Consider the following 11541-nt stretch of genomic DNA (forward strand, 5'->3'; position numbering starts at 1 on the left):
TCCAGGGGAGGGGGGAGAGGGCGGGCGCGGCTTATTGCACAGTGTTTGCAATTACTATGGCTGCGCAGTAGCTGGATCGGTCGGCACGCGGAAGAAGCGGGAGTACACGCATGGCACCCCCTCGGATCGTTCTGGGGATCGAGTCTTCGTGCGACGAGACCGGGGCGGGTCTCGTGCGCGGCGGGCGGCTGCTCGGGCACGCCGTCGCGTCCAGCATGGACGAGCACGCCCGCTTCGGCGGCGTCGTCCCCGAGATCGCCGCCCGCGCCCACGTGCACGCGCTGAACCCGGTGGTCCGCCGCGCCCTCGACCGGGCGGGGCTGCGGCTCGGCGACATCGGCGCCGTGGCCGTGACGACCGGTCCCGGGCTCTCCGGCGCCCTCCAGGTCGGCCTCGCCGGGGCGAAGGGCCTCGCGTACGCGCTCGACGTACCGCTGTACGGCGTGCACCACCTGGCCGGGCACGTCGCCGCCGACACCCTGGAGCACGGGCCGCTGCCCGACCCGTGCGTGGTCCTCATCGTCTCCGGCGGCCACACCTCGCTGCTGCTCGTGCGCGACCTCGCCCGGGACCCCCTCACGCACCTGGGCGACACCATGGACGACGCGGCGGGGGAGTGCTTCGACAAGGTGGCCCGCGTCTTCGGCCTGCCCTACCCGGGCGGCCCCGCCGTCGACCGCGCGGCCCGCGCGGGCTCGCCGGACGCGGTGGCCTTCCCGCGCCCGCTGACCGGGCCGCGCGACGATCCGTACGCCTTCTCGTTCTCCGGCCTGAAGACCGCCGCGGCCCGCTGGGCCGAGCGCCACCGGGGCGGCGAACTGCCGGTCGCCGACGGGGCCGCCGCGCTCCAGGAGGCCGTGGCCGACGTCCTGACCCGCAAGGCGGTCGCGGCCTGCACCGCGCACGGCGTGGGCACCCTCGTGGTCGTCGGCGGCGTCGCCGCCAACTCCCGGGTGCGGGCCCTCGCCGAGGAGCGCTGCCGGGCCGCGGGGATCACCCTGCGCGTCCCGCCCCTTGGCCTGTGCACCGACAACGGCGCGATGATCGCCGCCGTGGGCGACCTCCTGGTGCGCGCGGGCGCCGAGCCCGCGCCCCTCGACGTGTCCATCGACCCCTCGGCGCCGCTGGAGTACGCCGCGCTGCACCCCACCGCCCGCGTCGCGAGGGCCGCCTGATGGCCGCCGTCGTGCACCGCCTCGCGGGCCCCGGCCTGCTCGCCCACCGCGAGGGCATCCGCGCGGTCTACGCCGCCGCGTTCGCCGAGCCGCCCTGGCACGCGGAGCCCGCCGAGGCCGACGGCTATCTGACGCGCCTCGCGGCCGACACCGCCCGGCCCGGCTTCGCGGGCGCCGTCGCCCTCAACGGCGAGCGGGTGCTCGGCTTCGCCACGGCCTGGACGTCGAGCACCCCGCTGCCCGGCACCCGCTCCTACCCGCGCGTCACCGCCGCGCTCGGCGCGGAGCGCGCCGCCGCCTGGCTGTGCGGCGGCCTGGAGGTCGACGAACTCGCCGTCGCGCCCGGCGCGCACGGGCGCGGACTCGGCCGTACGCTCCTCGCAGCGGTCACGCGCGACGCGCCCGACGCCCGCTGCTGGCTGCTCACGTCCGTGCGGGCCGACGCCACCGTCCGCTTCTACCGGCGGCTCGGCTGGCGGCAGGTCACCCACCCCGCCCCCGGCGGCCACGGCACCGGCGTCTTCCTCGGCCCCGACCACCCGGCGCGCACCGCCGCCCTACCGCCCCTGTAGCCCCACCCGGGGTACGCCATGCGCCTGGAGCGCATGGCCACCCTGCTAGCGCCCCGCCAGCCAGTCCACCACCGCCCTGGCCGAGAACTCCGCCTGCCCGCCCCGCACCAGGAACTCCGCCGCGGCGAACGCCGGGTCGTCCGCCTGCGCGGGAACGTAGGGGATCGCGACACACCGCATGCCCGCGGCCCGGGCGGCCAGGGCGCCCGGCACCGCGTCCTCCAGGACCACGCAGCGCGCGGGCTCGGCGCCGAGCAGCTGCGCGGCGGCCAGGAAGACGTCCGGCGCGGGCTTGCCGTGCGCGACCTCCTCCGCCGACACATACGTCTTCAGCCACGCGTCCAGACCCGTGCCCTCCAGGATCGCCCCGATCGCGGCGCGCGAGGAACCGGAGGCCACCGCCATCGGCACCCCCGCCTCGTGCAGCAGCTCCACGAACTCCGCCATCCGCGGGTACACGCGCGTGGACGTGCGGGCCAGCTCCAGATAGCGCCGGTTCTTGTCCGCGAGCAGCTCGGGCAGCGGGGTGCTCAGGCCGTAGGTCTGCTTCCAGTCGGCCAGGGTCTCCTGGGTGGAGATGCCCACGTACCGCTCGTGGTCCTGCCAGGTGAAGTCCGTGACCCCCTGCTCGGCGAGCAGTTGCCGTCCCGCTTCGAAGTAGTTGGGCTCGCTGTCCACGAGGGTGCCGTCGAGATCGAAGATGACCGAGATGTCGTTCAGGGCGCTCATGCCCTCAGCATGCCAAGAACGTGATCAAGCCGAAGTGGCCGCCGTCACCTCGCCCGGGGCTCGCGGGCTTCCCTCGTCTCCTTGGCCGTGGCCCGGCCCACCGACTCGACGAGCGGCAGGAGCCGGTGCGGCACGCGTTCGCGCAGCGCCATCTCCGTACGGGTGCGCACCACGCCCGGCAGCTGGATCAGCCGCTGGATGACGTCCTCCAAGTGCCCGTTGTCGCGGGCGGCGACGCGGGTCAGCAGATCGCCGCCGCCGGTGATGGAGAAGGCCTCGATGATCTCCGGCACGGCGGCCAGGGCGTCCCCGACCTCGTCCAGATGCCCCTGCGTGACCTCGATGTGCACGAAGGCGAGGACCGGGTGGCCCAGGGCGGCGGGGGACAGGAAGGGCCCCGTGCCCGTGATCACCCCGTCGCGCTCCATGCGGTCGAGGCGGGCCTGGAGCGTCCCGCGCGCGATGCCGAGCACGCGCGCGTACTCCCGCACGCTCGTCCGCGGCTGTTCCAGGAGCAGCCGCAGGATCCGGGTGTCCAGCTCGTCGACCGCCATGGGCCCGTGGCCTCCTCGGTACGCGGATTGATCGCGGCCGACTGTACCAATGGCCCAGTCGAGCCGCGCCACCGCGCACCAGGGTGCTCGGGGCCGTCGCCCGTGGGCCCGTAGGCCGATCGGCTCTTGGCCGGGGTGGCCCCTCGGCTTCCGCGCCGGGCACCGGTGTCATGGAGCCATGGCCACGACCGACCGCCCCGCACGCGTCCCGGAACCCGTCCCGTACCGCCTGAAGCGGATGCTCCTTGGCCCGCCTCTGGTCACCGCGCGCATCCGCAAGGAGAAGCTCGGCAACGGCACCGCGCTCGGCGTGCTCGCCTCGGACTGCGTGAGCTCGTCGGCGTACGGCAGCGAGGAGATACTGCGCGTCCTCGTTCCCGTCGTCGGCGTGGCCGCCTTCACCCTGCTGATGCCGGTGACCGGGGCGATTCTGCTGATCCTGGTGCTCCTGACGCTGTGCTACTGCGACGTCGTCATGATCTACACGCGGGCGGGCGGCTCGTACGTCGTGGCCCGGGAGAACTTCGGGCCCGACGTCGCGCAGATCGCGGCCGTCGCGCTGCTCGTCGACTACGTCGTCACGGTCGCCGTGCAGGTGTCGGCGGGCACCAACGCGCTGATCTCGCTGGCGCACCTGGTCGGCAACGGCTGGACCGGCCTCGACCACCTCCAGGTGCCGTTCAGCGTCGGCGTGATCTTGCTGCTCGCGTACGGCAATCTGCGCGGGCTCAAGGAGGCCGGACGGGTCTTCGCCGCACCCGCGTACCTGTTCATGGCGGCGGTCGGCCTGATGCTCCTGGTCGGGATGGTCCGCTGGGCGCTCGGGGAGCTGCCGCACGCCGACGTGCGCGCGACGGGCGCGGTGCCGCTGGGCGAGGCGGGCGACGGCTGGCTGTACGGGGCCTCGGTGTTCATGGTGTTGCGCGCGTTCGCCAACGGCGGCTCCTCGCTCACCGGGCTCGAAGCGATCTCCAACGGCATCTCCGTGTTCCGCGAGCCCCAGGGCGTCAACGCCCGCCGCACCCTGATCGCGATGAGCTGCGCGCTCGGCGTCCTCGTGCTCGGGATCTCCTGGCTCGCCCACCTCACCCACGCGCTGCCCTACACCGACGGCACCCCCACGGTGATCGCGCAGGAGGCCCATCTCGTCTTCGGCGGCGGCTGGGTGGGGACGGCGGGGCTGGTCTTCGTCCAGCTGGCCACCGCCCTGATCCTCTACACCGGGGCGAACACGCCGTTCACCGGCTTCCCCCATCTGGCGAGCTTCGTCGCCGAGGACCGCTTCCTGCCCCGCCAGCTCACCCGGCGCGGCCACCGCCTGGTCTTCTCCAACGGCATCGTCAGCCTGGCGGCGGTCTCCCTGGCCCTGCTGCTCGTGACCAACGCCAACGTGGACAAGCTGGTCGCGCTCTACGCGATCGGGGTGTTCACCGCCTTCACCATGGCGGGCGCCGGACTGACGGCCTACCACCTGCGGCGACGCGAACGCGGCCGCCTCTGGAAGATCGCCGTCAACGCGAGCGCCGCCGTGGTGTCGGCGGCCGTCGTGCTCGTCTTCGCCGTCACCAAGTTCACCGAGGGCGCCTGGCTGGTCGTCGTGGTCTTCCCGCTCGGCGTGTGGGTGCTCATCCGCATCAACCGCGAGTACCGGGCCGAGGCGGAGGCCCTGGAGGCGCTGCCGCCCGCCGAGGAGAGCGACCGGCCGCGCTGGCGGCGGCACGTGGTGCAGATCCTGGTCGACGCCTTCGACCCGGCCGTCTTCCAGGCCCTGCGGTACGCCCACGAGATCCGCCCGGACGAGGTGCGGGCCGTGCACGTCGCCGTCGACGGGCCGCGCGCGCGGCGGCTCGCGGCGCGCTGGACGCGGAGCGGGGCGACGGACGTGCCGCTGGAGGTCGTGGACTGCCAGGACCGGCGTCTGGAGCGGGCCCTGATCGACCACGCGGCCGCGACGACGGCCGACGGCGACACGGCGCTGACCCTGCTCATCCCGCACCGGGCCTACCGCACCCCCCTCGGCAGGCTGCTGCACCACGGCGGCGGCGAACACCTCGCCCACGCCCTGGAGGGCCTGCCGTCGGTGGCCGTCACGGTACTGCCATACGCCGTCCCGGTGCGGGGCAAGCGCCGCTGACCTGCGGACACGGTGGCCCGATGGCCCGTTCGCGGCGGAATATGAGGACGTCGAAGTATGCCAATGGCTCAGTGGATCACGGTCAGGTTGAGCCAACGGGCCTGTTGATGATGTGATGTACCCGTCGATGGCGCTGCGGATTCCGCGGCGCCTTTTTCATGCGGGCGTATCTGCGCGGATGTGGGCAGGTGCGGGAAGGAGTACACACGCTGGTGCTGAAGAGAGCGTTCGTCGCGCCCGATCCGGGGCTGCTGCGCCTGCGCAGCGCGAGCCGGGCCGTGCTCGGCATCGGAGCGGCCGTGGCCCTGTGCGGCCTGGTCGGGCACTCACTCGTCGCGGCCATCATCGGCGGTCTCGCCGCGCTGCTCGCGCTCTTCACGGTCCTGGACCCGACGGTGCGCGGCCAGGCCGGGACCACGGCGCTGCTGCCCGTCGTCGGCCTTCCCGTGCTCGCTCTCGCGGCCACGCTGCACGACTACCCGCTGGTGCGGGACGCGGCGTTCCTCGCCGTCACGGGCCTCGGCGTGTACGCGCGCCGGTGGGGGCCCCGCGGGCACTCGCTCGGCGTGTTCGCGTTCATGATGTTCTTCGCCGCGCAGTTCCTGCACGCGCGCACCGGCCAGCTCCCCGAGCTGTTCGCGGCCATCCTGTTGTCCGTGTGCGCGGCCGCCGCCGTCCGGTTCGGCGTGTGGTGCTACGAACGCGGCCTCCCGCCCGCGACGGTGCCCGCGCCCCTGGCGGCCACCGGGCTCGCCCGGACCACCACCCGGCAGGCGGTCCAGGCCACCGCGGGCGCGGCCTTCGCGCTCGCCCTGGGGCAGCTGCTGTCCCAGGAGCGCTGGTACTGGGCGGTCGGCGCCACCTGGTGGGTGTTCGTGAACACCACCTCGCGCGGCGAGACGCTGGTGCGCGGCTTCCGCCGGTTCCTGGGCACCGCGATCGGGATCGCGCTCGGCTTCGTCCTGGCCGTGCCGCTGCACACGCAGCCGGTCGCCGCCGCCGTGATCGTCGCCGTCTGTGTCTTCGGGATCTTCTACACCGCCGCCGTCTCGTACACGTGGATGATGCTCGCGGTCACCGTGATGGCGAGCATGCTCTACGGCCTCCTCGGCGTGCTCGACCCGGCGCTGCTCGTCCTCAGGGTCGGCGAGACCGCCGTCGGTGCCCTCGGCGCCGCGCTCGCGGTCCTGCTGGTGCTGCCCGTCACCACCCACGCCGTCACCGACGGATGGATCCAGCGGGCGCTGCGCTGCGTCCACGCCTGCACCGCCGAGGCCGCGGCCCGGCTGCGCGGCACGGCGGACGCCGACCCGGCCCCGCACGTCGCCGAGCTCGAGGCGCTCCTCGGCCGGGTGCGGCTCTCGCTCGCGCCGCTGCTGCACCCGCTCAATCCGCTGCTCGCCCGCAAGGAGCGGGCGCGCCGGGTGCTCGCCCTCCTGGACGACTGCGCGCGCGAGGTCCGCGGCCTGGCGGCCATCGCCGCCGACGCGGAGGCCTCGCACGACGACCGCCTCACCGCCGCGTGCTGGCGCGTGGAGGCCGCGGTGGAGGCGCTGACCGCGCCCGGGGCCGCGACGGGGCGCAGGCCCGACGCCGCGGCCCCGGCCCACACCGGGGTCGTGGAAGGCGCGCTCGCCCACGTGCACGGCCTGGAGCAGGCCCTGGCGCAGCTCGCCGAGCCGCTGCAGGCCCCGGGACGGGCGCGGCTGAGCGGCGGCTGAGCCCGCCCGCGCCGCGCCCGTCCCCGGCGCCCGGTCAGGAGTCGAGCGCGTCCAGGACGTCGCCGAGGTCGACGAACTTGAACCCGGTGGCGTCACGCCCGCCGTCCTCGGGGGCGGCGTGGCCGTCCTGGACGACCAGCAGGCCGCGGGGGTACGCGCGGCCCAGCGGCGCGTTGAGCACGGCCGCCCCGTCGCACTCCTCGGAGCCGTCGAGGCCGCCGGGCCCCGCCGTGACCCGGAAGCCGCCCTCGTACGCGTGGCCGTCGGACGCCTCGCGGTCGAAGGCGGCGAAGGTGTCGTCGCCCTGGCTGGAGGCCAGCAGATGGCCGTCGCCGTCGCGCTCGGTGACCAGCGTGAGGCCCTCGACGTCCGCCGAGAGGCGCTTGCCGCCGTAGCCGGGGTCGGCCCCCGCCACGCACTCCTCGGTCTGCTCGTCGTACGAGCCCGGGACGCCGTACTCGCGCACCTTCTCCTGGAGCCGGGGCGTGCCGGTCAGGTCGGCGCGCAGCCGCCAGATGCCGACGTCCTCCTGGCCCGCGAAGAGGGTGCCGGTCGCGGGGTCGACCACCATGCCCTCGACCTGCGGCCCCTCGCCCGGCTCGGCGCACGGGGACCAGGACGAGCCGTCCGGCAGGCGGAAGGAGGCGGGCAGGGCGAGGGTGCGGACCTTGCGGTAGCCCACCTTGCCGCCCGGCGCCGGGGTCAGTTCGAGCAGCGCGAGCGCGGTGCGCTCGCGCCGGCTCACCACGGCGTACGAACGGCCCGTGGCGCGGTCGGTCCAGGTCGCGAGGCCATACGCGGTGCGCTGCTCGTTCGCCTCGGCCTGGGACGCGGAGAACACGCGGGGCGCGGCCGGGTCGGTGACGTCGGTGAGCGGACCCCCGGGGCGGTCGCGGTCGACGCGGTAGATCCGCAGCCGGTCGCTGCCCCGGTCACTGGTCACCGCGACGTCGGCGCGGCCCGACGGGAGGCCGAGCCCGTGCACCAGGTCGACGTTGTTGAAGCGGCCGGGCGCGTCGCCGGGGCCCGGCGCGGCGGGCGCGGGGACCGACTGCACCTCGCGGGCGCCCAGGTCGTAGACCCGCAGGCCGCCCTCCTTGGCGGTGGCGATGACGAGGCTGCGCGCCGGGTCGGCCGGGTTGCGCCAGATGGCCGGGTCGTCGGCGTCGGCGTTGCCGCCCGCCTCGTCGTCGTACAGGGCGGGGGTCTCGGCGCGCGGCGTGATCCCGGGCAGCGCGGCGCGGGCTCCCGCGGCGGGCGCCGCGGTCAGCGCCGTGAGGGCGGCGAGGGCCAGGGCCAGAGCGGCGGACGCGGCGCGGGTTGTGCTGGAGATGTCCACGAGGGGTTCCTCGGGTTCCTTCGGCTCGGGGGGGCGGCGGGGCGGGGCGCGGTGCGGGCGTCAGGACAGCTTCCCGTCGTAGTCGGGGAGCTTGAACGTCCGCTCCGCGTGGCCGCCCACGAGGTCGGACTCGCGGTTGCCGACGTTCGCGATGATCGTGTAGCCCTTGGCCTCGATGTCGGCGCGGCTGCGCGTCTTGTAGGCGCTGACCTCGCCGAAGAGGTCGGGCAGCGCGCGCACGTAGAGGCCGTTGACGGGGTAGCCCCGCGTCGTCAGGTTGGCCTGGGTGACGCTCTTGACGATGCCGGGCCGCGCGGTCACGAAGAACACGGAGACCCCGCGCGACGCGGCGTACTCGGCGAGTTCGAGGGAGGGCTGCACGGCCGGGGTGGGCAGCTGCCACCAGGGGTGGAAGTCCGTCTCCAGGGTGGTGTTGTCGATGTCGAAGACGACCGCGAGCTTCTGCCCGGCGGCGTCCGCGGTGCGCTGCCTCACATACGGCAGGGCCCGGTCGACGACGGCACGCACGTCCCGCTGCCAGGTCGCGTAGTCGACGTCGGCCGCCTTGGCCGCCACCGCGCCGACGGGAGCGCTCGGCGCCGCGTGCGCCGAGGCGGCGGTCGTCGCCGTCGCCCCCAGGCCCACCGCCACGACCACCGCTGCCGTACCGATCCGCTGACGCACACCGCGTCGTCCCATTCCGGTTTCCCCTCTGCTGTTGTTCTCTGGTACTCGACATGTCCGTGGTGTTCGGCGCGGCGCCGTGCGCCGCGGATGTCATGGTCACGGGGAGGGATGGAGGGCAGGCGGACTTCTGGTTACCGACTGGTAGAGGATTCCTGGCGGCCAGGGTGCGGTCCGCCCCCTATTGGTCCAGACCAGCTGCTACCGTCGGCCCCACGCGTGCCACTCGGCACGTGACGGCTGGGGAACGCGTCCCGGTGGGCACGAGGTGCGACACCGGCGCGGAGAGGGGCGAGCAGTGGGCGGCAGGCAGGTACGGCGGGCGTACGTCGGGTCCTTCACGGCGGCGGGCGGGCCCGGCGTCGTCAGCGCGGCGGTCGACCCCGACAGCGGGGCACTGACCGTGCTCGCGGCCACGGACGCGGTGCCCGACCCCTCCTACCTCGCGCTCGCGCCCGGCGCGGACACCCTGTACGCGGTGAGCGAGACCTCCGACGGCGCCCTCGCCGCCTTCCGCGTCTCCGGCGGCTCGGGAGGATCCGGGGACCGCCCCGAACTGCTCGCCAGGCCCGTCCCCGTACAGGGCGACGCGCCCACGCACCTCACGCTGCACGACGGCCACCTCATCGCCGCCAACTACGGCTCCGGCAGCCTCACCGCCGTCCCCGTCCACGCCGACGGAAGCCTCGCCCCCGCCCCGGCGGCCGTCCTGCGCCACGAGGGCTCGGGGCCCCATCCGCAGCGCCAGCAGGTCCCGCACGCCCACCAGGTCCTCGCCGACCCGAGCGGCTGCTGGGTGGTGAGCGTCGACCTCGGCACCGACTCCGTGCGCGTGTGCGCCCTCGGCGGCGACGGGCGGCTCACCCTGCACCGCGAGGTCGCGCTCCGGCCCGGCTCGGGCCCGCGCCACCTGGCCTTCCACCCGCGCGGCGAGCGCGCGTACGTCCTCAACGAACTCGCGCCGACCCTCACCGTCTGCGCCTGGGACGCCGCCGACGGCGGCCTGAAGCCGCTGAGCGAGACGCCGGTCCTCGCCGGGGCCCCGGACGGCGACGCCTACCCCTCCGCGATCGTCGTCGCCCCCGACGGCCGCTTCCTGTGGACGGCCACGCGCGGCGAGGACGTCCTGTCCGTCTTCGCCCTCGACCCGCGGGGCGACACCCCGCGGCTCACCGCCACCGTCCCGTGCGACGGCCACTGGCCCCGCGACCTGGCCCTGCACCCCTCCGGACGCTTCCTGTACGCGGCCAACGAGCGCTCCGGCGACGTCACCTGGTTCGCCGTCGACCCGGACACCGGGCTGCCGCGGCGCGCGGGCGCGGTGGCCGTCCCCGCCGCCTCCTGCGTGGTCTTCGGCTGAGGCCGCCCGCGGCCGGGCCGCGCGACGCCGATGGGCCCGCCACCCCCGTCACGGGGTGCGGGCCCATCGGCATCGCGGAGCGTGGCCGGTCAGCGCACCGGCGCGCCCGACGGCCGCGGGGCGATGCCCAGCGCCGTGGTGTACTGCGACAGGGCCAGCTTGCCGATCGCCGGGTAGGCGCCGAGCGCCCCGGCCACGGCGCAGCCCGCGTCCTGCGCCGCCGCGTCGAGCAGGCGCGCGTCGACCTCGGGCCCGATCAGGTACGGGGCGAGCGCGAGCTGAGCCGAACCCGCGCCGCGCAGCTGCTGTGCGGTGGCCGCCACGGAGCCCTCCACGTCCAGGGCCGCGGCCATCACCGGCACCGCGAGCCGCGCCGCGAGCAGCATGCCGGTGATCCCGGCGGCCTGCACGGCCTCCTCGCCGCCGACCGTGGCCAGGACGATGCCGTCCGCCGCGGTGGCCACCGTGAAGAGGCGGGCGCGGTCGGCGCGGGCCAGACCGGCCTCGGACAGGCGCACGTGCAGGGCCTCGGCGAGCAGCGGGTGCGGGCCGAGCACGTCGGTCAGCTCGGCGGCGGCGCGGCTGTCCGCCACGGCCTGCCGGACGCGGTGCATCAGCGCGCCGTCGGGGCCCGCGAGCAGCGGGACGACGACGGCGTCGGCGCCCTCGGGCTCCTTGGCCTCGACCCCGGCGGCCAGCGCCTGCTCGTACCGGGCGACGCGCTGGGCCGCGGTGTGCGCGAGCACGGCCCGGAGGGTGGGGAACTCGGCCGAGCCGGTGTCCTCCCCGTCGACGTAGCCGATCCGCACGTCCAGGCCGGGCAGCTCGGAGCGCGCGATGCTGGCGACCTCCTCGGCGAGGCCGCGCGCGGTGGCGCTGGGGACGCCGGGGACGGCGAGGACGAGCGCGGGCGCGCCCTCGGGAGCCGCGACGGGCTCCGGGCGTCGGTGCCGACCCGGCTGACGGGGGCGCGGCATTCGTACAGGCAGGCCGGATGCGGGCCCAGTGGGGGAGCTCATGGCGCCGCATGCTACTGGTTTGTGGGGCCTCCCTGTTCGGGGAGGGTGCAGGTCAGAGGCATTAGTCCGCTTTGTCGTACCGATATGCCGGAGAGAGCGGACGTTGGCGTTCCGCTAGTTCGGAAGTCACCCTTCCGGTTGACGCGCGTCCGGTGCGCGGCCGCGGTCGGCGGGCCGCGCGCGAGCTTCGTTGCCGGGCACGTACGAGACGGGCTCGCCGCCCTGTACGCGTCCTCGCGGCCCCACCGTCGCGC

General features: G+C 75.3%; 10 protein-coding genes. 5 read left to right on the plus strand and 5 right to left on the minus strand.

From position 1 onward, the window contains the following. Window positions 1-110: 110 nt before the first annotated feature. Complete coding sequence (tsaD, locus tag ACIG3E_RS16710) at window positions 111-1175, plus strand: tRNA (adenosine(37)-N6)-threonylcarbamoyltransferase complex transferase subunit TsaD (RefSeq protein WP_399616324.1); 1065 nt, start codon at window positions 111-113, stop codon at window positions 1173-1175. Next, on the plus strand, window positions 1175-1747 hold the full coding sequence (locus ACIG3E_RS16715; RefSeq protein WP_399616326.1) for a GNAT family N-acetyltransferase: 573 nt from the start codon (window positions 1175-1177) through the stop codon (window positions 1745-1747). The genes tsaD and ACIG3E_RS16715 overlap by 1 nt, the downstream gene beginning before the upstream one ends. Window positions 1748-1792: 45 nt before the next feature. Here the strand turns inward: ACIG3E_RS16715 and ACIG3E_RS16720 are convergent, their stop codons facing one another. Together ACIG3E_RS16720 and ACIG3E_RS16725 are read right to left on the minus strand one after the other, a co-directional pair. Beyond that, window positions 1793-2476, minus strand: a complete 684-nt coding sequence (locus tag ACIG3E_RS16720) for an HAD family hydrolase (protein WP_399616328.1) — start codon at window positions 2474-2476, stop codon at window positions 1793-1795. A 44-nt stretch (window positions 2477-2520) separates the two neighbouring features. Continuing rightward, complete coding sequence (locus ACIG3E_RS16725; protein ID WP_399616330.1) at window positions 2521-3030, minus strand: Lrp/AsnC family transcriptional regulator; 510 nt, start codon at window positions 3028-3030, stop codon at window positions 2521-2523. A gap of 178 nt (window positions 3031-3208) precedes the next feature. Between ACIG3E_RS16725 and ACIG3E_RS16730 the strand changes: the two genes are divergently transcribed. Both ACIG3E_RS16730 and ACIG3E_RS16735 read left to right on the plus strand, forming a co-directional pair. Beyond that, window positions 3209-5164: an APC family permease gene (locus ACIG3E_RS16730; protein WP_399616333.1), complete on the plus strand. Its 1956-nt coding sequence runs from the start codon at window positions 3209-3211 to the stop codon at window positions 5162-5164. A 212-nt stretch (window positions 5165-5376) separates the two neighbouring features. Continuing rightward, on the plus strand, window positions 5377-6885 hold the full coding sequence (locus ACIG3E_RS16735) for an FUSC family protein (protein ID WP_399616335.1): 1509 nt from the start codon (window positions 5377-5379) through the stop codon (window positions 6883-6885). 34 nt (window positions 6886-6919) lie between these two features. On the opposite strand, the gene ACIG3E_RS16740 is transcribed toward ACIG3E_RS16735, so the two are convergent. Together ACIG3E_RS16740 and ACIG3E_RS16745 are read right to left on the minus strand one after the other, a co-directional pair. After that, window positions 6920-8224: a phytase gene (locus tag ACIG3E_RS16740; protein WP_399616337.1), complete on the minus strand. Its 1305-nt coding sequence runs from the start codon at window positions 8222-8224 to the stop codon at window positions 6920-6922. A gap of 60 nt (window positions 8225-8284) precedes the next feature. Further along, complete coding sequence (locus ACIG3E_RS16745) at window positions 8285-8923, minus strand: HAD family acid phosphatase (protein ID WP_399616339.1); 639 nt, start codon at window positions 8921-8923, stop codon at window positions 8285-8287. Between the two features lie 283 nt (window positions 8924-9206). On the opposite strand from ACIG3E_RS16745, the gene ACIG3E_RS16750 reads away from it, so the two are divergent. Continuing rightward, window positions 9207-10268, plus strand: a complete 1062-nt coding sequence (locus ACIG3E_RS16750; protein WP_399616341.1) for a lactonase family protein — start codon at window positions 9207-9209, stop codon at window positions 10266-10268. Window positions 10269-10357: 89 nt separating this feature from the next. On the opposite strand, the gene ACIG3E_RS16755 is transcribed toward ACIG3E_RS16750, so the two are convergent. Then, window positions 10358-11287, minus strand: coding sequence for a sirohydrochlorin chelatase (locus tag ACIG3E_RS16755; protein ID WP_399616343.1), 930 nt, complete (start codon window positions 11285-11287; stop codon window positions 10358-10360). Window positions 11288-11541: the final 254 nt, after the last annotated feature.

It is taken from the genome of Streptomyces sp. NPDC053474, from assembly GCF_044544845.1.
In the GTDB taxonomy this organism is placed as follows: Bacteria; Actinomycetota; Actinomycetes; order Streptomycetales; family Streptomycetaceae; genus Streptomyces.